Genomic DNA, 22,088 nt, shown 5'->3' with positions numbered 1-22,088 from the left:
CGTGCAGCCCCGGGGCAGGCCCTCTTGCCCGCGGGGCCATTGCTGCCGCCCCGTTAGCGCTTCATCGAGTCGAAGAACTCGCCGTTGGTCTTGGTGTCCTTCAGCTTGTCCAGCAGGAACTCGATGGCGGCCAGATCATCCATCGGGTGGAGGAGCTTGCGCAGGATCCAGACCTTCTGCAGCTCGTCCGGCTTCATCAGCAGCTCCTCGCGGCGGGTGCCGGAGCGGTTGATGTTCACCGCCGGGTAGATCCGCTTCTCGGAGATGCGCCGGTCCAGGTGCAGCTCCATGTTGCCGGTGCCCTTGAACTCCTCGTAGATCACCTCGTCCATGCGCGAGCCGGTGTCCACCAGGGCCGTCGCCACGATGGACAGGCTGCCGCCTTCCTCTACGTTGCGCGCCGCGCCGAAGAAGCGCTTGGGCCGGTGCAGGGCGTTGGCATCCACACCCCCGGTGAGCACCTTGCCCGAGGAGGGCACCACGGTGTTGTAGGCACGGGCCAGGCGGGTGATGGAGTCCAGCAGGATCACCACGTCCTTCTTGTGCTCCACCAGGCGCTTGGCCTTCTCGATGACCATCTCGGCCACCTGCACGTGGCGGCTGGCCGGTTCGTCAAAGGTGGAGGAGACCACCTCGCCCCGCACCGAGCGCTGCATCTCGGTGACCTCCTCGGGCCGCTCGTCGATCAGCAGCACGATCACGTAGGTCTCGGGGTGGTTGGCGGTGATGCTCTGGGCGATGTGCTGCAGCAGCATCGTCTTGCCCGCCTTGGGCGGGGAGACCAGCAGGCCGCGCTGACCCTTGCCGATGGGGGCGACCAGGTCGATGATCCGGGCGGTGAGGTCCTCGGTGGAACCGTTGCCGCGCTCCATGCGCATGCGTTCGGTGGCATGCAGCGGCGTCAGGTTCTCGAACAGCACCTTGTGCTTGGCGTTCTCCGGCGGCTCGAAGTTGATCTCGTTGACCTTGAGCAGCGCGAAGTACCGTTCACCATCCTTGGGCGGGCGGATCTTGCCCGCGATGGTGTCACCGGTGCGCAGGGCGAAGCGCCGGATCTGGCTTGGCGAGACGTAGATGTCGTCCGGCCCGGCCATGTAGGAACTGTCCGCAGACCTCAAAAAGCCAAAGCCATCCTGCAGGATTTCCAGCACGCCATCGCCGTAGATGGGTTCGCCACCCTTGGCCTGCGACTTGAGAATGGAAAAGATGACGTCCTGCTTGCGGGAGCGGGCCGTCCCTTCCACGCCCAGTTCCTGGGCCAGTTTCATCAGTTCAGCGGCGGGTTTCTGTTTTAGTTCCGTCAGGTTCATGGTGTCTGCTTAAGAATCATGGCGGGGTCGGGCAGAGAGCGCCGAGCGGCGGCCCTGCATACGGAATTGGATTCAGGTGCTGTGTCGGGCTGGGCAAATGCGGGGCGCCCCGGTGGCGCCCCGGCAGTCTGTTCGGGAGCTTACAGGTTGCTGTCGATGAAGGCCGTCAGCTGCGACTTGGACAGCGCGCCCACCTTCGTGGCCTCCACGCCGCCGTTCTTGAACAGCATCAACGTGGGGATGCCACGGATGCCGTACTTGGGCGGCGTCTCCGGGTTCTCATCGATGTTCAGCTTGACCACCTTGAGCTTGCCACTGTACTCGGAGGCCACCTCGTCCAGGATCGGAGCGATCATCTTGCACGGACCGCACCAGTCGGCCCAGTAGTCCACGATGACCGGCACATCGGATTTGATCACTTCATCTTCGAAATTCTGATCGGTGGCGTGCACGATCTGTCCGCTCACGATATAGCCTCCCGATTGGCTTTTCGGCGTTTGACAATGCAAATGGGGAACTTGGGATGATACTCGCTAATTGGCTGAGCAGGTACCCGGGGTGACGCTGGCTGCAAGGATAAGCCCGCTTATTTTGGGCTAACGATAGCGGGCGGGGGGTGGCGTGTCAAATAGCGTAATGTCGCGCTTATCCAGTCACCTGCGCGGTGGGCAGCACGTCGCTGAAGCACTCGAGCAGGGTGACATCCGGGGCGGCTACCGGATTCGCGCTGCTGTCCGGGCGCCGGATGCCCAAGACCGTCCCGACCCCGTAGGACTGGGCGCTGGCCAGCGCGGCCAGGTTGTCATCGATCAGAACGCTGCGTTCCGGACGGAACGGGGCGTGTTGTTGCAGCCGGTGCCAGAAGTCCTGCTCCTCTTTCGGGCGCTGCAGGTCGTGGGCGCTGATGATCGCGTCCAAGTGAGCGTCGAGCCCGGTCTGCGCCACCTTGAGCCGGAGCACGTCCGGGTGGGCGTTGGTGACCAGCACCCGCCGTTTGTCGGCCCGGCCCAGCGCCTCAAGAAAGGCGCGGGCGTGCGGGCGCCAGCCGATCAGGTGGGCGATCTCCCGCTTCAGGGCGAGCATGTCCACCTCCAGCTCCCGGCTCCAGTAGTCCAGGCAGTACCACTCGATGCGCCCCTGCAGCCGCGCCATGCGCGGGAATACCGCCTGCTCCGCCTCGCCCGCAGGCAGGTTTTTGAGCTCCGCCAGGCGGCGGGGCAGGTGCTGTTTCCAGAACAGGTTGTCGAAACGCAGGTCGAGCAGGGTGCCGTCCATGTCCAGCAGGACGGTGTCGGTGCGTTGCCAATCGATGGGGGCGCAGGTGCTCATGGGGGGATTCTAGCAGCTGACCCCGGGGCTGGGGTATCGCGGGCGGCCGTGTACAATCGGGATTCCCTTTTGCTGTCAGAGCAGTGCGGCAGATGAGCAAGTACCCGGAGATTCTGCACCGCCGGATGGTGGCCCGCTCACGGCTGTTTCGTGTCGAGGCGGTGGGCTTGCGCTTCGAGAACGGCGCCGAAGTGGAGTACGAGCGCCTGGCCGGTACCTCGCACGGTGCGGTGATTATCGTCGCGGTGGACGGCAGCGGTTGCGCCCAACTGATCCGGGAGTACGCGGCCGGCACCGGTCGCTACGAGCTCGGCCTGCCCAAGGGGCGGGTGGAAAAGGACGAGCCGCTGCTCGATGCTGCCAACCGCGAGTTGCAGGAGGAGGTGGGGCTGGCGGGGCGTGAACTGGAATGGCTGCGCTCGCTGAGCCTGGCCCCGGGTTACCTGGCCCACCGCACCGAGGTGATCGTGGCGCGCGATCTCTACGAATCCCGGCTGCCCGGGGATGAGCCCGAGCCCATCGAGGTGGTGCCCTGGCCGCTGGATGACCTGGCCGGGCTTTTGGACGAGCCCGATTTCAGCGAGGCGCGGAGTCTGGCGGCGCTCTACCTCGCCCGGGACCACCTGCGCGACAAGGGGGTGTTATGACCCAGCAAAACCAGGGGGTGCCCCCTCGCGACCTGCTGGACCCGGTGCACCGCTTGGTCGCCCAGGCGGCGGCCCGCATCATCGCCGTCTACCGGGGTCGCATCCACGTGGACAGCAAGGCGGATGACACTCCGCTCACCCAGGCGGACCGCGCCGCGCACCAGGTACTGGTCGAGGGGCTGCCGCAGTTGCTGGACGTTCCGGTGCTCTCCGAGGAGGGGCGCCAGCCCCGCTGGGTGGAGCGGCGGGGCTGGTCCTGCTACTGGCTGGTGGACCCGCTGGACGGCACCCGTGAGTTCGTCAAGCGTAATGACGAGTTTTCCGTCAACGTGGCGCTGATCCAGGATGGCGACCCGGTGCTCGGCGTGGTGCAGGCGCCGGTGACCGGGGTGGCCTGGCTCGGTATCAAGGGGGAGGGCGCGTGGCGCCGGGAGGACCGGCGGGATACGCCGCTACGCACCCGGCGGCCACCCGGTGATCCGATGACGGTGGCGGTCAGCCGCTCGCACCGCGACGCGCCGGTTGCAGCGTTGCTCGAGCAACTGCCCGAGGCGGATACGCGACCGCTGGGCAGCGCGCTGAAGTTCTGTGCGGTGGCCGAGGGCGAGGCGGATCTTTACCCCCGCTTCGGCCCGACCTCGGAGTGGGACACCGCCGCCGCGCAATGCGTGTTGGAGGCGGCCGGCGGCGCGGTGCTGGACGTGGCCACCCTCCGGCCGCTGCGCTACAACCGCCGTGACACCCTGCTCAACGGCGATTTCATCGCCGTCGGCGACCCCGACTGGCGCTGGGCGGAGCTGCTCCGCAAATGCCCCCGCGACTGAGTGCCCGGCCGGGTCAGACCGCCACCGGCGCCTTGATGTGTGGGTGGTGCTGGTAGCCCTCCAGGGCGATGTCCTCGTAGCGGAAGGCAAAGAGATCGCGCACCTCCGGGTTGAGCTGCAGCCGGGGCAAGGGCAGGGGGCTGCGCTGCAGCTGAAGGTCCGCCTGTTCCAGGTGGTTCTGGTAGAGGTGGCAGTCGCCGCCGGTCCAGATGAACTCCCCCGGCTCCAGCTCGCAGACCTGCGCGACCATGTGGGTCAACAGGGCGTAGGAGGCGATGTTGAACGGCAGCCCTAAAAAGATATCCGCGCTGCGCTGGTAGAGCTGGCACGACAGCCGCCCCTCGGCAACATAGAACTGAAACAGCGTGTGGCAGGGCGGCAGGCCCATCTTGGGGAGTTCGCCCACGTTCCAGGCCGAGACGATGTGCCGCCGGGAGTCCGGGTGCTCCCGCAGGTCGCGCAGCACCTGGGCCAGCTGGTCCACGTGGCGGCCGTCGGCGGTGGGCCAGGAGCGCCACTGCACCCCATAGATGGGTCCGAGGTCGCCATTCTCGTCGGCCCACTCATCCCAGATTCTGACCCCGTTCTCCTTCAGGTAGGCGATGTTGCTGTCGCCGCTGAGGAACCAGAGCAGTTCGTGGATGATCGAGCGCAGGTGCAGCTTCTTGGTGGTCACCACCGGAAAGCCGCGTTGGAGGTCGAAACGCATCTGGTGGCCGAACACCGAGAGGGTGCCGGTGCCGGTGCGGTCGGTCTTGGGGGTGCCGTGGTCACGCACGTGCCCCATGAGGTCCAGATAGGCCTGCATAAGTTCCTTAGGGTTTGCTGTGGGCGTTTGGGTGGAAGCGGTGCGAGGCGGGTGGGCTACGAGTCCGACGGGGCCTCTTCGTCGTCCGACTGGATGGACCGGTCGGATGGCAATTGCAGGAAGTCCTCGTCGATCTCATCCACCGGCAGGCGGACCTTCTGCTGCTGCCAGACGTGCTCCTCCTGGGTGCTGCGCAGGCGGGGCATCTGCTCGCTGAAGCCGCCCGGATCGGAGGGGCGGCGGTAGTCACTGCCCTCGCCGCGGGGACGCAGGTATTGCTGGTAGACGCTCTGGATGCCCTTGGCCGAGAGCTCCTGGTACTGGCCCCGGCTGGCACGACCGGTGCCGATGGAGCCGGCCGGCTGCGGGGCGCCCCGCAGCGGCTCCCGCCGCTGGCGGCGGCCGACGGCGTGGATGCGGCTCAGCGTCTCTTCCAGTTGCCGCCGCAGCGTGCGCTCGCGGCTGAGCGCCTTGCGCAGCCGCTCGTTCTCGGTGCGCATGCGGTGGAGCTCCTGCTCGGTCTGCTCCCACGCCGCGCTGCCGCCCTGGCCGGGCGCGCCTTCGGTGCCGCCCTCCAGGGTCTCCTCCTGCGCCAGCAGCTTGCGGGTCAGCTCCTCGTGCTGATCGCGCAGCCGTGTCAGGTCCGCCTTGGTGCGCTTCAGCTCGGCCCGGACATGGGCGAGGCTCTCCTCGGCGCGGCGACGCTTGGCCACCTCGCCGGCCTGGGAGCGCAGATGCCGGTTCTCGATCCGCTGCCGGTTCGCCTCCAGCTCCGCCCGGTAATAGGCGGCATCCTCCGCCAGCCGGGTGCGGGCCTCCTGCAGCTCGCGCTTGAGCCGGCGGATCTCCTGCTGGGCGCTGGTACTGGTGTCTTGTGGGTCGCCCATATCTGCGCTCTGCATCTCAGTCTCACCGACAAGCATGGTTCGGACCGGGGCTGCTCCGACCCGGACGTGCGGAAATTTGAGTAACACCGCGCATCGCTACTCCCCTCTTATACTAGCCTGCCAGCTCAGACGGCTCCAGTCGCTGTTGCCCGGGTGTGACGTGCGGGCGATGCAAGCGGTGATTGGTTGCGCTATCATGGCGGGTCCGCTCAGGGCAAGGCTTGCCGTTGTCCGTGCGGATCTTGCCTTTGTTAACCACGTTTAAGTCTCGCTCAGCGCAGGAGCCTCAATGTTCTCCCGTGATATGACCATCGCCAGCTTTGACCCGGAACTCGCCGAGGCCATGGAGGCCGAGCGCCGTCGGCAAGAGGATCACATCGAACTGATCGCCTCCGAGAACTACGCCAGCCCACGCATTCTCGAGGCCCAGGGCAGTGTGCTGACCAACAAGTACGCCGAGGGCTACCCGGGCAAGCGCTACTACGGCGGCTGCGAGCACGTGGACGAGGCCGAGCGCCTGGCCATCGAGCGGGCCAAGCAGCTGTTTGGCGCCGATTACGCCAACGTGCAGCCCCACTCCGGCTCCCAGGCCAACGCCGCTGTCTACCTGGCGCTGCTGAAGCCGGGCGACACCATCCTGGGCATGAGCCTGGACCATGGCGGTCACCTGACCCACGGCGCCAAGGTGAACTTCTCCGGCCGGCTGTTCAACGCTGTCCAGTATGGGGTTTGCCCCGATACCGGCGAGATCGACTACGAGCAGTTGGAGCGCCTGGCCCAGGAGCACAAGCCGCAGATGATCATCGGCGGCTTCTCTGCCTACTCCCGCGTGGTGGACTGGCAGCGCATGCGCGATATCGCCGACGCGGTGGGCGCCTACCTGCTGGTGGACATGGCCCACATCGCCGGCCTGGTGGCCGCGGGCGTCTACCCCAGCCCGGTACAGATCGCCGACGTCACCACCACGACCACCCACAAGACCCTGCGCGGTCCGCGTGGCGGCCTCATCCTGGCCCGCGCCAACGCCGAGGTGGAGAAAAAGCTCAACTCCCTGGTCTTCCCCGGTACCCAGGGTGGCCCGCTGATGCACGCCATCGCCGGCAAGGCCGTGGCCTTCAAGGAGGCCATGGAGCCGGAGTTCAAGACCTACCAGCAGCAGGTCATCGACAACGCCCGGGCGCTGGCCAAGGGGCTGGTGGAGCGCGGCTACAAGGTGGTCTCCGGGGGCACCGACAACCACCTGTTCCTGATGGACCTGGTGGACAAGGGGCTGACCGGCAAGGCGGCGGACGCGGCGCTGGGCAAGGCGCACATCACCGTCAACAAGAACACCGTGCCGAATGATCCGCAGTCGCCCTTCGTGACCTCCGGGCTGCGCATCGGCACCCCGGCCATCACCACGCGCGGCTTCAAGGAAGCGGAGTGCGAGGCCTTGGCCGGCTGGATCGCCGACGTGCTGGACGACATCGAGAACGAGGACGTGATCGCGCGGGTGCGTGAGCAGGTCAGCGAGGTCTGCCGCCGCCTGCCGGTCTACCCGCAAGACTGAGGTTGAAGCGCCATGCGTTGCCCTTACTGCCAGTTCGAAGACACCCGGGTGATCGACTCCCGCCTGGCCAGTGAGGGCGAGCAGGTGCGGCGGCGGCGCGAGTGCGGTAGCTGTGGTGAGCGCTTCACCACCTACGAGACCGCCGAGCTGGCGCTGCCACGGATCGTCAAACAGGACGGCACCCGCGAGCCCTGGGACGAGGGCAAGCTCCGCCAGGGCATGCTGCGGGCGCTGGAGAAACGGCCCGTGCCCACCGAGGCGGTGGAGGCGGCACTGTTCCGCATCCGGCAGAAGCTGCGGGCCACCGGCGAGCGCGAGGTGCCGGCGGCCTGGCTGGGCGACTGGGTCATGGAGGAGCTGCGGGAGCTGGACCAGGTGGCCTACGTGCGTTTCGCCTCCGTCTATCGCAGCTTCGAGGACGTCTCTGCCTTTCGCGAGGTCATTGAGGGGCTGGAGAAGCGCTAGTGCGCCACCGGTATGACTGAATTCTCCCCCGCCGACCGCCTGTTCATGGGCCGTGCCCTGCGCCTTGCCCGGCGGCCGGCACAACCGCCCCATCCCAACCCCCGGGTCGGCTGCGTGCTGGTCCGGGACGGGCGCATTGTCGGGGAAGGCTGGCACGAGCGCGCCGGCGAGCCCCACGCCGAGGCCATGGCGCTGCAGCGTGCCGGCGAGCAGGCCAGCGGCGCCACCGCCTACGTCACCCTGGAGCCCTGCAGCCACCACGGACGCACCCCGCCCTGCAGTGACGCGCTGCTGGCGGCGGGGGTGGTTCGGGTGGTCGCCGGCATGACCGACTCGAACCCCGAGGTGGCGGGGCGCGGCCTGCGCCGGCTGCGCAGTGCGGGTCTGGAGGTGGGGCAGGGGCTGATGGCCGCCGAGGCGGCCGCCCTCAACCCCGGCTTTATCCACCGCATGCGGCACGGCCGCCCCTTTGTGCGGCTCAAGTCCGCGGCCAGCCTTGATGGGCGCACCGCCATGGCCTCCGGCGAGAGCCGCTGGATCACCTCGTCGCAGGCGCGGGCCGACGTGCACCGCTGGCGGGCGCGCAGTGATGCGATCCTGACCGGCATAGGCACCGTGCGCGCCGACAACCCGCGGCTGGACGTGCGCGATGCCGGACTGACCGAACCGCGTCAGCCCCGCCGCGTGGTGCTGGACCGCCGGTTGCAGACGCCGACCGACGCCGCCCTGCTGAAGGGCCACGGCGCCACCCTGTTCCACGGCCCCGAGGTGGAGGCGGCCCGGGTACGGGCGTTGACCCGGGCCGGCGCGCGCTGCGTGGAGCTGCCCGAGACCCCGGACGGTCTGGACCTTTCAGCGGCCCTGGACTGGCTGGGGCGGCAGGAGGTCAACGAGGTGCTGGTGGAGGCGGGCCCGGTACTCGGTGGCGGCCTGTTTCGCGCCGGCCTGGTGGATGAATGGCTGCTCTACCAGGCGCCGCACCTTATGGGTGACAGCGCCCGTCCGTTGCTGCACTGGCCCGGGCTGGACGAGATGAGCCAGCGCCGGCCGCTGCAGGTCATGGACTGCCGGATGGTGGGTCCCGACCTGCGCCTGACCCTGCGGCCGGCAGCGGCTAGCTGATAAACTGAAGCGTTGGCCCTGCGGCCACCCTTCGGCCACTTAGGGGCCACCTAGGGGCCGCTCTGGGGCCAACGCCGAATTCTGGAGGTAGGCAAGTGTTCACTGGAATCGTCCAAGCGGTGGGCCGCATTCAGCGCCGGGACCCCCGCGGCGAGGATATGCGGCTGTGGATCGCCACCGACGGGCTGGACCTCGGCGGCGCGGCCCTGGGCGACAGCATCGCCGTCAACGGGGTCTGCCTCACCGCGGTGGAACTGCAGGACGGCGCTTTTGCCGCGGACGTATCGGTGGAGACCCTGCGCCTGACCAGCCTCGGCGACCTGGGCGAGGGCGACGCGGTCAACCTGGAACTGGCGCTCACCCTGCAGACCCCCCTGGGCGGTCACCTGGTCAGCGGCCACGTGGACGGGCTGGGCGAAGTGGTCTCCCGCGTGCCCGCCGGGCGCAGCGAGGTCTGGCGCTTCCGCGCCCCCGAGGGGCTGGCGCGTTACATCGCCGCCAAGGGTTCCATCACCGTCGATGGGGTCAGCCTGACTGTCAACGCGGTGGACGGCCGCGACTTCGAGGTCAACCTGGTGCCCCACACCCTGGAGGTGACCCGCCTGGGGCAGTTGCGCCCGGGCAGCAGGGTCAACCTGGAGGTGGACATCATCGCCCGCTACCTGGAGCGCCTGCTGACGGCCGGCGGCACCGGGGGCGAGGGCTTGACCCGCGATTTTCTGGAGGCGCACGGCTTCGGCCGGGTGCCGGGGAGCAAGTGAATGGCCTTCAACAGCATTGATGAGATCATCGAGGACCTGCGCGAGGGCCGCATGGCGGTCATCCTCGATGACGAGGACCGCGAGAACGAGGGCGACCTGGTCATGCCCGCGAGCATGGTCCGGCCCGACGACATCAACTTCATGGCCCGCTACGGCCGTGGGCTGATCTGCCTGACCCTCACCCGTGAGCGCTGTGAGCAGCTGCGCCTGCCGTTGATGGTGCGCGAGACCGAGCAGGCCCAGTCCACCAACTTCACCGTCTCCATCGAGGCCGCCACCGGCGTGACCACCGGCATCAGCGCGGCCGACCGCGCGCGCACCGTGCAGGCCGCTGTCGCGCCGCAGGCCAAGCCGGAGGACCTGGTGCAGCCGGGGCACATCTTCCCGCTCATGGCCCAGCCTGGCGGCGTGCTGACCCGCGCCGGGCACACCGAGGCCGGCTGCGACCTGGCCCGCTTGGCCGGCTTCGAGCCCTCGTCGGTGATCGTCGAGATCCTCAAAGAGGACGGCACCATGGCGCGGCGCGACGACCTGATGGCCTTCGCCCGCGAGCACAACCTGAAGATCGGCACGGTGGCGGACCTGATCGCCTACCGCATTCGCAACGAGCGCTCGGTGGAGCGGGTGGGCGAGTGCGACCTGCCCACCGAACACGGCGTCTTCCACCTGTACGCCTACCAGGACAACGTGGACAATGCGCTGCACTTCGCCCTGGTGAAGGGGCGGCCGCAGCCGGAGACGCCCACGCTGGTGCGGGTGCACATCCAGAACACCCTGTCCGACGTGTTTGCCAGCGACGGGCCCCACTGCGGCTGGCCGCTGCGCGCGGCCATGCGCCAGGTGGCCGAGGCGGGCGAGGGCGTCGTGGTGGTGCTGCGCCGTCGCGACGACACCGATGACATCCTCAAGCGCATGCGCGCCTACCAGGTGAAATCCGCCCAGGCCGATGAGGGCGAGGAGAACCGCTCCAGCGGCGACCTGCGCACCTACGGCTTAGGCGCACAGATCCTCACTGACGTGGGCGTGCGCCGGATGCGCGTGCTGTCCGCGCCCAAGCGCATGCATGCCATTTCCGGCTTCGGCATGGAAGTGGTGGAATACGTAGAGCCTGCATAAACGGAACCCCTTATGAATATCATCGAAGGCGACTTTCAGAACCCCGGCGCCACCCGCTTCGCCATCGTGGCCTCGCGGTTCAACGAGTTCGTGGTGGGCCACCTGGTGGAGGGGGCGGCGGACGCCCTGCGCCGCCACGGCGTGCCGGACGACCACATCGACCTGATCCGCGTGCCCGGCTCCTTCGAGTTGCCGCTGGCCGTGCAGCAGGCCGCCGAGTCCAGCCGCTACGGCGCGGTCATCGCCCTGGGGGCGGTGATCCGCGGTGGAACCCCGCACTTCGAGTATGTCGCCTCCGAGTGCACCAAGGGTGTGGCCGCCAGCATGATGGATAACGGCCTGCCCATCGCCTTTGGCGTGCTTACGGTGGATACCATCGAGCAGGCCATCGAGCGTTCAGGCACCAAGGCGGGCAACAAGGGCGCCGAAGCGGCGCTGTCCGCCCTGGAGATGGTCTCGCTGATGAAGAAAATGGCCGAATGAGCACACCGCAGTCGCAAAACGGGCCCGGCCAGGGCCGGCGCGCCCGCGCCCGGGCGCGCGAGCTGGCCCTGTTGGCCCTCTACCAATGGCAGATGACCGGGCAGGACCTGGGCGCCATCGAGGCCCAGCACCTGGACTTCGACCCGGACGAGCCGCAGCCGGAAGCGGGCGAGGACGAGCACTACCCGCACTATCCCCACGAGCAGCTGGACCGGGCGTACTTCCGTGCCCTGCTGCACGGCGTGCCGGCCCGCCTGAACGATCTGGACCAGTCGCTGGAGCCGCTGCTCGATCGGCCGTTGCGCACCCTCGACCCGCTGGAAAAGGCCCTGTTGCGCCTGGGCGCCTGGGAGCTGTCGGAGCGTATCGACACCCCCTGGCGGGTGGTCATCAACGAGTCGGTCAACCTGGCCAAGCGCTTCGGGGCGGAGCAGAGCCACCGCTACATCAACGGCGTGCTGGACAAGCTCGCCCGCGGCCTGCCCCTGCGCAGCACCGAGATCGAGGCGGACCGCAAGAAGCGGGAGCGCTGACCATGCCCCTGTCCCCGGCCGCCGACCGCACCCCCATCCACCGCCGGCAGATCGAATGCAACGGCTACCGGCGAGATGACGGCCTGTGGGACATCGAGGCGCACCTGCTGGACACCCGCGGCTACAGCTTCCCCAACCGCTGGCGCCCGGGCGGGCGCATCGCCGCCGGCGACCCGCTGCACCAGATGGCGTTGCGCCTGACGGTGGACGACCAGCTGGTCATCCGCGACGTGGAGGCGGCGGTGGATGCCAGCCCCTTCCCGGAGTGCGCCGAGGTGCGGGCCCGGTTCCGCGACCTGATCGGCGTGCGTATCGGGCCCGGCTGGCGGCGCTCCATCAACCGCGTGGTCGGCGGCGTGAAGGGCTGCACCCACCTGGTGGAACTGCTGGGCCCCATGGCCACAGTCGCCTACCAGACCCTGGGCACCACGCGTCGCCCCAGCGCCGATGAGGAGGGCGCACCCCGCCCGCCCCAGCTGAACACCTGCCACGGCTGGCGCGAGAGCGGCGAGGCCGTGCAGGTGCTTTACCCCCGCCATTTCCGCCCCACCGATAGCGACGACTGAGACGCCCGGGATGGACGAATTCGGGCTCATCCGCACCTACTTCAGCGCCGACACCGACGCCGAAGGGGTGGTGCTTGGCGTCGGCGACGACGCCGCCCTGCTGCAGCCCACCCCCGGCCACCTGCTGGTCACCTGCGTGGACACCCTGGTCGCCGGCGTGCACTTTCCCGAGGACGCCCCGCCGGAGGCCATCGGCCACAAGGCCCTGGCCGTCAACCTGAGTGACCTGGCCGCCATGGGCGCCCGGCCGCGCTGGTTCCAGTTGGCGCTTACCCTGCCCGAGGTGAACGAGGCCTGGCTGGCCGACTTCTCCCACGGTCTGCGCCGGCTGGCGGCCGAGCACCGGGTAGCCTTGGTGGGCGGTGACACCACTCGCGGGCCGCTGACCCTCACCGTTCAGGCCATGGGCGAAGTCGCGCCCGACAAGGCCCTCCGCCGGACCGGCGCCCGCGCCGGCGACCTGCTGTACGCCACCGGCACCCTGGGTGACGCCGCGCTGGGCCTGGACTTGTGGCAGCGGGGGGTGCGCGGGCATGAACCGGCCGCCCCGGCCGATTTCCTGATCGGCCGCCTCCACCGGCCGACGGCGAGAGTGTCCGCCGGCCTGGCTGCAGCCGGACTGGCGCGTGCGGCCATCGATATCTCCGACGGTCTGCTGGCGGACCTGGGCCACCTGCTGGAGACCGGCGAGGGGCTGGGGGCAGAGCTGCAGGCAGAGTGCCTGCCTCTGTCTGCAGCCTACCGCGTCCACTGCAACGATCCCCTGCCGGGAGCGGCCGCTCTGACCGGAGGCGACGACTACGAATTGCTGTTCGTGGTGGCGCAGGAGCAGGAGGCGGCTTTCCTGAATGCCCTGCAGGACGACCCGGCAGGCTGCACCCGCATCGGCCGGATTACCCCGGACTCGGAGATTACCCTGCGACGGGATGGGCAGACAGAGGTCCTGACGCGACAGGGCTACATGCACTTCAAATAGCCGGCCTGTACGCCTGACGCGCGGGCCCCAAGCGGCATGATTCGAAGCTTCATCTACGACACCCTCATCCTCCGGCTCACGGCCCGCTGGTACGCCGAGGTGCTCGACCGTTTGCCGGAGGACGCGGCCCTGCTGGACGTGGGCATCGGCACCGCCGGGGCGCTGCTGGCCAACGCCGACCGGGTGCAGGAAAAAAAGCTGCGCATCACCGGCATCGACATCGACCCCGACTACGTCGCCCGTGCCCAAGACAGACTCCAAAAATCCGCCGTTTCCGAGCAGGTCGAGGTGCAGCGCCAGTCGGTCTACGACCACGAAAGCGGCCCCTACGACGCGGTCTACTTCTCCGGTAGCTTCATGCTGTTACCGGAGCCCGAGCGCGCGCTGCGCCACTGCGCCTCGCTGCTAAAGCCGGACGGCCGCATCTACTTCACCCAGACCATTCAGCAGCAGCCCAGCCGCTGGATGGAGGCCCTCAAGCCCACGCTGAAGCGGCTCACCACCATCGACTTCGGCCGGGTGACCTACGAGGACGAGTTCAAGGCGCAGATCGGCGCAGCGGGCTTGGCGTTGGAGGAGTTCACCCTGTTGGGCCGCCACGGGAGTCGTGCCTATTGCATCGCCGTGGCACGGCCCGCGCAGGGTTGACCCGACTGCGGCCACTTGGCGCGTGATTCGGTACTGTGCGGAGCAGGACCGCCGGGTGCCGCACGACCTATGGGTTGGTGATACTTTCCCCACTATATCAAGGTGAAGCGCGTGGGCCTTGCCTTGCGGTGGGCCGCTTAGTCCAACAGGCATTTATCCGCCATGTAGGGCAGAGGCCGATAAATGCTTAGATGTTAAATCAATAGTGGTACCGAAGCTGGGCGATAAGCAGAGCATCGTCCGTGACCTTGTAGACCATGCGGTGTTCTTCGTTGATCCGTCGGGACCAATAGCCAGCCAGGGTGTGTTTCAGCGGCTCAGGTTTGCCAATGCCCTCAAACGGCTCGCGTTTGGTTTCCTTGATCAGCTTGTTGATTCGGATGAGAACCTTTTTGTCGGTTTTTTGCCAGTACAGATAGTCTTCCCAGGCGTTCTCGGAGAAGATCAGTCTCATTCAAGAAGTTCCTTTTCTTGACCCCCGCCTTGCTCGAACTCGACAACAGATTCCAACAAACGGCGGGCGTTCTTTGGTGCGCGCAGGAGGTATGCGGTCTCTTGCAACGCCTCATAGTCCTCAAGGGACATCATGACCACGGATTGTGCCTTGCTCCTGGTGATGATCACAGGGGAATGGTCTTCACAGACCTGCTCCATGGTTTTTGCTAGATTGGTTCTGGCGGCTGTGTAGCTAATGGCATCCATAAGGCTGCTCCTGTACAGGATGTTGTGCGTGTACAGAATATCGCACGTCCATCGATTTAACAATCGGCTGCACAGCGACCGGTTTTCCGCCGGTTAGCGTGGTCTGCTAGGCAAACACCCGCCGCAGGTGAACGATCTGTGACCCTGCAAAGCACAAGGAGGCGCCCTCGTGAGTCACGCGTATTACGTTTGCGATGTCTTTACTGACCAGTGCTACACCGGCAATCCGCTGGCGGTGGTACCCGATGCCACCGGGCTCTCGGTCTTGGTGGCCGAAGGGGTGCTCCGTTGAGTGCGAACAGTTCTAACAGCGAAGGCATGGGTCGGCATGAACTCACTGCCCCCGACCCAAGCCGCGTGCTCTTTGCTGGCGATCCCCACGGACGGTTTGATCCGATCCGTACCGCTGTGGAGGCGTATCGCCCGGAGGCCGTGATTCTGCTCGGTGACTACGAGCTGGAGGCACCGCTGGACGAGACACTGGGCCCCGTCGCCGAAAAGACCCAGGTCTGGTGGATTGCGGGCAACCACGACTATGTTCAGACGCACTATTACGACCATCTCTTCGGCTCCCGCCTGGCCGAGCGCAACCTGCACGGTCGGGTAGTGGAGATCGCCGGGCTGCGGGTGGCCGGGCTCGGGGGGCATTTCCAGGGCAAGATCTGGTACCCGCGTCAGGGTCAGGCGGAACCGAACTTCACCTCCCGGGATGCGTTTTTGGCCCAACTGGGCAAGGGTAACCGCTGGCGGGGCGGTCTGCCTCGAAAACGCCGGGGCGCTATCTGGTACGAGGACGTCTCGGCCCTGGGCGAAGAGCAAGCCGATGTACTGGTGAGCCATGAGGCACCCGCCTGCCATCACCTCGGGTTTCAGGCCATTGATGAACTCGCCAAGGCGCTGGGTGCACGGCTGATTGTCCATGGGCACCTGCATGAGCACTACAGCGTGCCGTCGCGCGCAGGTGCCCCTTGTGTCTTCGGAGTCGGTGAGGCCGAAGTGGTAGACCTGAAAGGAAATCGACTCTCGGCCGAGTAGTGATCACGGAATATAGGGGCGATCGGCGGCTTGATGCTCGCCGCGGCCGCCCAACCGGCTCAGTCAGCCTGCCCCGGCTTGATCACCAGAACGCCCAGGCGATACCCACGCCGATAAAGAGCATTCGGATGCGCATCCGCCACTTTGGTCGGATGGCCCACCGGTGCCGCAAGGCGAAGCTCGCGCAAATGCGCCAGACTTTGGAAGTAGAGCGCACGAAGCCGCCTCCGGTGGCGACGGCGCCTGCAGGGCCGGGCTCCCCCTGCTTGGAATGCGAGTCGGGCTTTCTGTTTGTGATTAGCGCATTGCCACCGAGCCCCCGTCGCTAGAGACAGAACGACGACCGGGCTAAGGGCATGCGCATATGATCCGGAGTGGACGCCTGCCGAGCGCAGGCGCAGAGGCGTGCGGCCGAGCGGTTGGATTTGGTTAGGTGATCCTGCACTATCGGGAGAACAGGATCACAGACCGCGCTAGGGAGGCCTACCATGCGCACCCAGGGATCATGGCCTGCTTGCCAAAACGACACCGCCAGGTGTCGCCCGACCCATGGGTCGGTGATACCTTCCCCACCTTATAGAGCCATCCGCGTGTTATAGAGTCACCCGCGTGGACCGTGCCTTCCGGCGGGGCGCCTCAGTCCTACAGACATTTATCCGCCGTGCCGTGCACGGGCGGATAAATGCTTAGATGTTATGCGCATAAGTCGTAACTCCGGAACTCGCAAATAGAAAACGGTTACTAAATGGCAATCAAGAAATCCCAGCTCTACTCCTCCCTCTGGCAGTCCTGTGACGAGCTGCGCGGCGGGATGGACGCTTCGCAGTACAAGGACTATGTCCTGACGCTGCTGTTCATGAAGTACGTCAGCGACAAGAAGGACTCGCTGATCGAGGTGCCCGAGGGCGGCAGCTTTGCCGACATGGTGGCGCTCAAGGGCGACAAGGAGATTGGCGACAAGATCAACAAGATCATCGGCCGACTCGCCGAGGCCAATGACCTCAAGGGCGTCATCGACCAGGCCGATTTCAACGACGAGACCAAACTCGGCTCCGGCAAGGACATGCAGGACCGGCTGTCGAAGCTGGTGGCCATCTTCGACCAGCTCGACCTGGGCGCCAACCGGGCCGACGGCGACGATCTGCTGGGCGACGCCTACGAATACCTGATGCGCCACTTCGCCACGGAGTCCGGCAAGAGCAAGGGCCAGTTCTACACCCCGGGCGAGGTTTCGCGGGTGATCGCCCAGGTGGTGGGCATCGGGCCGGACACCCGGCAGGACGAGACCCTCTACGATCCCACCTGTGGTTCGGGGTCACTGCTGCTGCGCGCCGCCTATGAGGCCCCGCAGGGCCTGAGCATCTACGGCCAGGAGAACGACAACGCCACCTGGGCGCTGGCGAAGATGAACATGATCCTGCACGACTACCCCACCGCCGAGCTGTGGCGGGACAACACCCTCTCCCGCCCCTATTTCAAGAATGCCGACGGCGGACTCAAGGCCTTCGACTACGCCGTCGCCAATCCGCCATTCTCCGCCAAGTCCTGGACCAACGGACTGGACCCGGCCAACGACAGATTTGGCCGCTTCGAATACGGCATTCCGCCAGCCAAGAACGGCGACTACGCCTTCCTGCTGCATCTCATCAAGTCGCTCAAGTCCACCGGCAAGGGCGCCATCATCCTGCCCCACGGCGTGCTGTTCCGTGGCCACAAGGAGGCGGACATCCGCCGTAACCTGGTCCAGCGCGGGCTGATCAAGGGCATCATCGGCCTGCCGGCCAACCTGTTCTACGGCACCGGCATCCCCGCCTGCATCCTGATCATCGACAAGGAGCAGGCCGCCGACCGCGAACACGTCTTCATGATCGACGCCAGCCGCGAGTTCATGAAGGACGGCAACAAGAACCGCCTGCGCTCCCGCGACATCCACAAGATCGTCGACGTGTTCAACTACCAGCGCGAGCTGCCCGGCTACGCCCGCCGCGTGCCGGTGGCCGAGATCGCCAATGAGGCCAACGACTTCAATCTCAACATCCCCCGCTACATCGACGCCGGCGAGGCGGAGGATCGGCACGACCTTTATGCCCACCTGAACGGCGGCATCCCCGAGCGCGACGTGGACGCGCTCGAACCCTACTGGTCCGTGCTGCCCGGCCTGCGCGAGGCGCTGTTCCGCGACAACGGCCGGCCCGGCTATCTGGAACCCCGGGTCGACGCCCGCGAAGTGAAAGCCACCGTGCTGGGTCATGCCGCCTTCACGGCCTTCGCCGAGCGCGTGTCCGGCGTCACCGACGACTGGCAGGCGGCCCATCGCCCGGACCTTTACGCCCTGCAAGCGGGCGACAAGCCGCGCGACGTGATCCACGGCCTGTCCGAGGACCTGCTGCAACGCTTCACCGATGTGCCCCTGCTGGACCGCTATGCCGTCTACCAGCGCCTGATGGACTACTGGGCCGACGTGATGCAGGACGATGTCTACCTCATCGCCTCCGATGGCTGGGTCGAAGCGGCCCGGCCCCGAGGGGTGATCGAGAACAAGGAACGCAAGATCAAGGAAGAACCCGACCTCACCGTCGGCAACGGCAAGAAGGCGAAGAAGTACAAGCTCGACCTGATCCCGCCCGCGCTGGTCATTGCCCGCTATTTCGCCGACGAACAGGCCCGGCTCGACACCCTGCAGGCCGACGCCGAGACCGCCAGCCGCGAGCTGGAGGAATTCATCGAGGAACAGGACGGCGAGGAAGACCTCTTGAGCGAGGTCAAGAACGACAAGGGCAAGGTCACCAAGACCGAAATCCCCAAACGGCTCAAGGCCCTCAAGGGCGAGCCGGAGGCCGACGACGAAATCGCCGCCCTCAAGCAGTGCAAGAAGCTAATGGACAATGAGGCCAGCGCCAAAAAGGCCGTCAAGGAGGCCCAGACCGAGCTCGACCAGGCCGTGCTGGCCCGCTACGCCGAGCTCACCGAGGACGAGATCAAACAACTCGCCGTGGACGACAAATGGCTGACCGACATCCGCGCCGCCATTGAGTCGGAAGTCGAGCGCATCACCAACCAATTGGCCGGCCGCGTCCGCGAACTGGAAGAGCGCTACGCCGAACCCCTGCCGGCCATCGAGCGCGAGGTGGAAGCACTGGCCGCGAAAGTCACCGGCCACCTGGAACAGATGGGGGTGCGGGTCGGTGGCTGAACGTAGCGAGGCAGTGGAAAAGCAGGTCGTGCGGGATGGGTCCGCCGCCTATGCGGTGAAGCCTGATGTCGCGACTGCTGAGGACGTGCCGCACGGGTATAAGCGGACCGAGGTCGGGCTGATTCCGGAGGATTGGGAGGTCGAGCCGCTGGGGGAATACGTCACAATCACCAGCGGAGAAAGCCCTTCGCTGCTTGACTTTTCAAGCGAAGGCTTTCCTTATTTTAAGGTAGAGCAACTAGGAAATAGCGAAAAATACCTTGTAGCGGAATCGACTCCTTATCACTTCTCAGAAGGAAAAACGGTAGCCAGTGGCAGCCTTGTTTTCGCCAAAAGAGGTGCGGCGATTGCCCTAAACAAGATTCGACTTCTTGGCGCTGCGTCATTCATGGATACAAACCTGATGGCTCTGACTCCAAACGAGAATTTGGAGCGCGAGTACCTTTACTACCAGCTTGGATACATCGGGTTATGGCGATTTGCGGACACCACCTCAGTTCCTCAAATCAATAATAAGCACGTAAAACCTCTGCCTTTCCCTCTGCCACGGAACGAAGAACAACGCGCCATCGCCACCGCCCTGTCGGACGCGGACGCGCTGATCGAATCCCTCGACCGCCTGATCGCCAAAAAGCGCGCCATCAAACAGGCCGCCATGCAACAACTCCTCACCGGCCAGACCCGCCTGCCCGGCTTCACCGACGAGTGGGAGACGAAGCGGTTGGGGGAGTTTGTTTCGATCCGGAACCAGAAAGTAATGCCCTCGTCCGTACACCCGGACATCCCGTGCATCGAACTCGAACACATAGGGCAAGGGGATGGCCGACTATTGAGCTCTTCAACGGCAAAGTACTCAACAGCGTCCAAATACCAGTTTCGCGCAGGTGATGTTCTGTTTGGAAGGCTCCGTTCATATCTCCGGAAATATTGGCTCGCCGAGCAGGATGGGATCTGTACAACTGAAATTTGGCCCTTGATGGTTGATTCTAGCCAAGCGGCGAGTGGCTTCCTGCTTGGTATCGTTCAAACTGATCGTTTCAACGAATCGGCAAGCATTTCCTACGGCACGCACATGCCCAGGGCTGATTGGAAGGTACTGAAGAATTTCGAGGTTAGTCTGCCGAGCGTCAACGAACAAACCGCCATCGCCAACGTTCTCTCCGATATGGACACCGAAATCGAAGCGCTGGAACGCCGCCGCAACAAGGCCCGCCAGAGCAAAAAGGGAATGATGCAGCAGTTACTGACCGGGAGGACTAGGTTGGTATGACAGTTTCTGAAATGTTCTCCGGGTTCGTTTCGAACTTGGCGATTACAAACACGGACACAATCAGTTTCCGCTATGGAGAGCTTACGTCAGCGTTAAATAGGCAATTCCGGGACACTGACTCCAAGGCGGCGAACACCCTCCAGGTGGGTTCTTTCGGGAGGAAGACGGGCATCAACGGCATATCTGACCTGGATATGCTCTACATAATGCCGAAGGGAAAATGGGATGATTACAAAGACGGAAAACAGCTCAAGCTGCTCCAAGATACCAAGTCCGCGATTCTGAGCCGCTATCCAGCAACGAATGTGAGGGTGGACCGTTTGGTGGTGACGGTGACCTATACGAACTTCCACATCGAGGTTCAACCCGTTTTTGAGCAGACCGACCGGAGCTACCTTTATCCGGATACGAAAAACGGTGGAAGCTGGAAATTCACCAAGCCCAGGGAGGAGATGGAAGCCGTTTCTGAGATGGATTCCGCCAAAAATGCCAACCTCCGTCGGTTGTGCAAAATGGCCAGGGCCTGGAGAAATCAACACGGTGTGGCAATGGGAGGACTTCTCATTGACACGCTGGCGTACAAGTTTCTTGATCAAACCACCGAATATGACAGTAGAGGCTACGCTTACTACGACTGGCTTAGCCGAGACTTCTTCAAATTTTTGTCCGATCTGCCCGAGCAGAGCGAATACGCAGCGCCTGGAAGCCGGCAGCGGGTAAAAGTAAAGAAGAAGTTTCAGCGCAAGGCGAAAAAGGCGTACAAGCTCTGCTTGAAGGCCATTGAAGCCGAAGGCCAGAGGGGGGTCAATGGAAAATGGAAGAAAGTCTATGGCAGGCCATTTCCGGCGGCCACAGTCGATACCCAGAAAGCGCTTGATGAAGCTGTTCAAGCGTCTTGGGATAATACCGAGGAGTTCATTGAGGATAGGTACGCAGTCGATATTTCCGGCTCTCTGAGAATTGACTGCGAGGTGAAGCAGAATGGATTTCGCGAGTTTTTCCTCAGAACTATGCTCATGCGAAAAATTCCTTTGATGGCAAAGAAATCTCTGCGCTTTTATGTAACCGAAATATCTGTAAGAGAGCCATACGAGATTTACTGGAAGGTTCTAAACAGAGGTTATGAGGCGCGCAGGAGAAATTGCATTCGCGGCCAGATTAAAGAAGATGCTGGGCAGATGCAGAAGGAAGAAAAAACGGATTTTCGCGGGGATCATGTCGTCGAGTGCTACTGCGTTAAGGACGGGGTCGTGGTTGCCAAAGATCGCATTCATGTCCCCATTGTTGCTGAGGCCAACGCCAATGAATAGAGAAGTAGAGCTTCTAGAAGGGCAGATTCGGGAATGCTATGGGCGAGTTGTCTATTCCCATAAGACCCATGAGAAGTGCGCGGACATCCTGCTGCGCAGAAACGGCCGAATAAAAATGGCACAGATTGCCTTGTCAGCAGTGATAACGGGTGGCGTGATATCAACGTTTTTTGGTGCCGGGCACTGGGGGTCAGGGGTGAGCGTCGTCATGTCCACGACGCTTCTGGCGATAAACTCATACACGAAAGACTACGATCTCGGTGAGATCGCTCAGAAGCACCGGCACGCCGGATCTGAGCTTTGGATCATTAGGGAGAGGTATCTGTCGCTGCTGACAGATCTGCGGGTTGGGGACCTCTCCCTTGCAGATATCCGAAGTAGAAGGGACGACCTTATGGAGGATTTGCATTCCGCGTATGAAGGATCACCTAGTACGAACTTCAAGGCGTATAGAGAAGCGCAAAGGGGCCTGAAAGAGCTGGAGGATATGACCTTTTCAGATGATGAAATAGATGCCTTTCTTCCAAATGAACTTAAACGGAAATCGCGATGAA

General features: G+C 64.7%; 25 protein-coding genes. 18 read left to right on the top strand and 7 right to left on the bottom strand.

Features of this window, described 5'->3' with window-relative positions:
- Positions 1 to 53 precede the first annotated feature (53 nt).
- From rho to yrfG, 3 genes are all read right to left on the bottom strand, one after another.
- A complete protein-coding gene (gene rho, locus DFR31_RS06525; RefSeq protein ID WP_121441796.1) occupies positions 54 to 1,310 on the bottom strand; it encodes a transcription termination factor Rho in 1,257 nt (418 codons plus the stop codon).
- Positions 1,311 to 1,450: 140 nt separating this feature from the next.
- Entirely contained in the window at positions 1,451 to 1,777 is a 327-nt protein-coding gene (gene trxA / locus DFR31_RS06520; protein WP_121441795.1) for a thioredoxin TrxA, read from the bottom strand.
- A gap of 178 nt (positions 1,778 to 1,955) precedes the next feature.
- The gene (gene yrfG, locus DFR31_RS06515) at positions 1,956 to 2,639 is read right to left on the bottom strand and encodes a GMP/IMP nucleotidase (RefSeq protein ID WP_121441794.1); all 684 of its coding nucleotides are present in this window, start codon (positions 2,637 to 2,639) and stop codon (positions 1,956 to 1,958) included.
- Positions 2,640 to 2,731: 92 nt separating this feature from the next.
- On the opposite strand from yrfG, the gene nudE reads away from it, so the two are divergent.
- Together nudE and cysQ are read left to right on the top strand one after the other, a co-directional pair.
- Complete coding sequence (gene nudE, locus DFR31_RS06510) at positions 2,732 to 3,286, top strand: ADP compounds hydrolase NudE (RefSeq protein WP_121441793.1); 555 nt, start codon at positions 2,732 to 2,734, stop codon at positions 3,284 to 3,286.
- A complete protein-coding gene (gene cysQ / locus DFR31_RS06505) occupies positions 3,283 to 4,110 on the top strand; it encodes a 3'(2'),5'-bisphosphate nucleotidase CysQ (RefSeq protein ID WP_121441792.1) in 828 nt (275 codons plus the stop codon). Before nudE ends, cysQ begins: the two co-directional genes overlap by 4 nt.
- A gap of 13 nt (positions 4,111 to 4,123) precedes the next feature.
- Here the strand turns inward: cysQ and DFR31_RS06500 are convergent, their stop codons facing one another.
- Both DFR31_RS06500 and DFR31_RS06495 read right to left on the bottom strand, forming a co-directional pair.
- The gene (locus DFR31_RS06500; RefSeq protein ID WP_121441791.1) at positions 4,124 to 4,918 is read right to left on the bottom strand and encodes a thymidylate synthase; all 795 of its coding nucleotides are present in this window, start codon (positions 4,916 to 4,918) and stop codon (positions 4,124 to 4,126) included.
- A 56-nt stretch (positions 4,919 to 4,974) separates the two neighbouring features.
- Positions 4,975 to 5,820: a hypothetical protein gene (locus DFR31_RS06495; RefSeq protein WP_121441790.1), complete on the bottom strand. Its 846-nt coding sequence runs from the start codon at positions 5,818 to 5,820 to the stop codon at positions 4,975 to 4,977.
- 274 nt (positions 5,821 to 6,094) lie between these two features.
- Here DFR31_RS06495 and glyA point away from each other — a divergent pair, with 274 nt between their 5' ends.
- The 10 genes from glyA (at position 6,095) to DFR31_RS06445 (ending at position 14,024) form a co-directional block, all read left to right on the top strand.
- Positions 6,095 to 7,354, top strand: a complete 1,260-nt coding sequence (gene glyA / locus DFR31_RS06490) for a serine hydroxymethyltransferase (RefSeq protein WP_121441789.1) — start codon at positions 6,095 to 6,097, stop codon at positions 7,352 to 7,354.
- Between the two features lie 12 nt (positions 7,355 to 7,366).
- On the top strand, positions 7,367 to 7,819 hold the full coding sequence (nrdR, locus tag DFR31_RS06485) for a transcriptional regulator NrdR (RefSeq protein WP_121441788.1): 453 nt from the start codon (positions 7,367 to 7,369) through the stop codon (positions 7,817 to 7,819).
- A 12-nt stretch (positions 7,820 to 7,831) separates the two neighbouring features.
- Positions 7,832 to 8,941 carry a bifunctional diaminohydroxyphosphoribosylaminopyrimidine deaminase/5-amino-6-(5-phosphoribosylamino)uracil reductase RibD gene (ribD, locus tag DFR31_RS06480; RefSeq protein ID WP_121441787.1) on the top strand — a complete coding sequence of 370 codons (1,110 nt, stop codon included), beginning with the start codon at positions 7,832 to 7,834 and terminating at the stop codon, positions 8,939 to 8,941.
- A gap of 95 nt (positions 8,942 to 9,036) precedes the next feature.
- Complete coding sequence (locus DFR31_RS06475; RefSeq protein WP_121441786.1) at positions 9,037 to 9,702, top strand: riboflavin synthase; 666 nt, start codon at positions 9,037 to 9,039, stop codon at positions 9,700 to 9,702.
- Positions 9,703 to 10,818, top strand: coding sequence for a bifunctional 3,4-dihydroxy-2-butanone-4-phosphate synthase/GTP cyclohydrolase II (gene ribBA, locus DFR31_RS06470; RefSeq protein ID WP_121441785.1), 1,116 nt, complete (start codon positions 9,703 to 9,705; stop codon positions 10,816 to 10,818). It abuts the gene before it with no gap.
- Positions 10,819 to 10,830: 12 nt separating this feature from the next.
- Positions 10,831 to 11,301: a 6,7-dimethyl-8-ribityllumazine synthase gene (gene ribH, locus DFR31_RS06465; RefSeq protein WP_121441784.1), complete on the top strand. Its 471-nt coding sequence runs from the start codon at positions 10,831 to 10,833 to the stop codon at positions 11,299 to 11,301.
- Positions 11,298 to 11,834 (top strand): transcription antitermination factor NusB, encoded by a 537-nt coding sequence (gene nusB / locus DFR31_RS06460; RefSeq protein WP_121441783.1) that lies wholly within the window; start codon positions 11,298 to 11,300, stop codon positions 11,832 to 11,834. Before ribH ends, nusB begins: the two co-directional genes overlap by 4 nt.
- Positions 11,835 to 11,836: 2 nt before the next feature.
- Positions 11,837 to 12,400, top strand: a complete 564-nt coding sequence (locus tag DFR31_RS06455) for a DUF2889 domain-containing protein (RefSeq protein ID WP_121441782.1) — start codon at positions 11,837 to 11,839, stop codon at positions 12,398 to 12,400.
- 10 nt (positions 12,401 to 12,410) lie between these two features.
- A complete protein-coding gene (gene thiL / locus DFR31_RS06450) occupies positions 12,411 to 13,376 on the top strand; it encodes a thiamine-phosphate kinase (protein WP_121441781.1) in 966 nt (321 codons plus the stop codon).
- Between the two features lie 39 nt (positions 13,377 to 13,415).
- Positions 13,416 to 14,024, top strand: coding sequence for a class I SAM-dependent methyltransferase (locus tag DFR31_RS06445; RefSeq protein WP_170153640.1), 609 nt, complete (start codon positions 13,416 to 13,418; stop codon positions 14,022 to 14,024).
- A gap of 199 nt (positions 14,025 to 14,223) precedes the next feature.
- On the opposite strand, the gene DFR31_RS06440 is transcribed toward DFR31_RS06445, so the two are convergent.
- On the bottom strand, positions 14,224 to 14,478 hold the full coding sequence (locus tag DFR31_RS06440; protein ID WP_121441779.1) for a Txe/YoeB family addiction module toxin: 255 nt from the start codon (positions 14,476 to 14,478) through the stop codon (positions 14,224 to 14,226).
- Entirely contained in the window at positions 14,475 to 14,726 is a 252-nt protein-coding gene (locus tag DFR31_RS06435; RefSeq protein ID WP_121441778.1) for a type II toxin-antitoxin system Phd/YefM family antitoxin, read from the bottom strand. The genes DFR31_RS06440 and DFR31_RS06435 overlap by 4 nt, the downstream gene beginning before the upstream one ends.
- A gap of 169 nt (positions 14,727 to 14,895) precedes the next feature.
- Here DFR31_RS06435 and DFR31_RS06430 point away from each other — a divergent pair, with 169 nt between their 5' ends.
- From DFR31_RS06430 to DFR31_RS06405, 6 genes are all read left to right on the top strand, one after another.
- Positions 14,896 to 15,018 carry a PhzF family phenazine biosynthesis protein gene (locus DFR31_RS06430; protein ID WP_121441777.1) on the top strand — a complete coding sequence of 41 codons (123 nt, stop codon included), beginning with the start codon at positions 14,896 to 14,898 and terminating at the stop codon, positions 15,016 to 15,018.
- Complete coding sequence (locus DFR31_RS06425) at positions 15,015 to 15,761, top strand: metallophosphoesterase family protein (protein ID WP_245971095.1); 747 nt, start codon at positions 15,015 to 15,017, stop codon at positions 15,759 to 15,761. Before DFR31_RS06430 ends, DFR31_RS06425 begins: the two co-directional genes overlap by 4 nt.
- Before the next feature lie 745 nt (positions 15,762 to 16,506).
- Positions 16,507 to 18,954, top strand: a complete 2,448-nt coding sequence (locus DFR31_RS06420) for a type I restriction-modification system subunit M (RefSeq protein ID WP_121441775.1) — start codon at positions 16,507 to 16,509, stop codon at positions 18,952 to 18,954.
- Complete coding sequence (locus tag DFR31_RS06415) at positions 18,947 to 20,224, top strand: restriction endonuclease subunit S (protein ID WP_121441774.1); 1,278 nt, start codon at positions 18,947 to 18,949, stop codon at positions 20,222 to 20,224. Before DFR31_RS06420 ends, DFR31_RS06415 begins: the two co-directional genes overlap by 8 nt.
- Entirely contained in the window at positions 20,221 to 21,534 is a 1,314-nt protein-coding gene (locus DFR31_RS06410; RefSeq protein ID WP_121441773.1) for a nucleotide-binding domain-containing protein, read from the top strand. Before DFR31_RS06415 ends, DFR31_RS06410 begins: the two co-directional genes overlap by 4 nt.
- Positions 21,527 to 22,087: an SLATT domain-containing protein gene (locus tag DFR31_RS06405; RefSeq protein ID WP_121441772.1), complete on the top strand. Its 561-nt coding sequence runs from the start codon at positions 21,527 to 21,529 to the stop codon at positions 22,085 to 22,087. The genes DFR31_RS06410 and DFR31_RS06405 overlap by 8 nt, the downstream gene beginning before the upstream one ends.
- Position 22,088: the final 1 nt, after the last annotated feature.

This window comes from Alkalispirillum mobile, assembly GCF_003664325.1.
In the GTDB taxonomy this organism is placed as follows: Bacteria; Pseudomonadota; Gammaproteobacteria; order Nitrococcales; family Halorhodospiraceae; genus Alkalilimnicola; species Alkalilimnicola mobilis.
The sequence above is the reverse complement of the archived record's forward strand: the minus strand, read 5'-3'. Positions and strand labels throughout refer to the sequence as shown.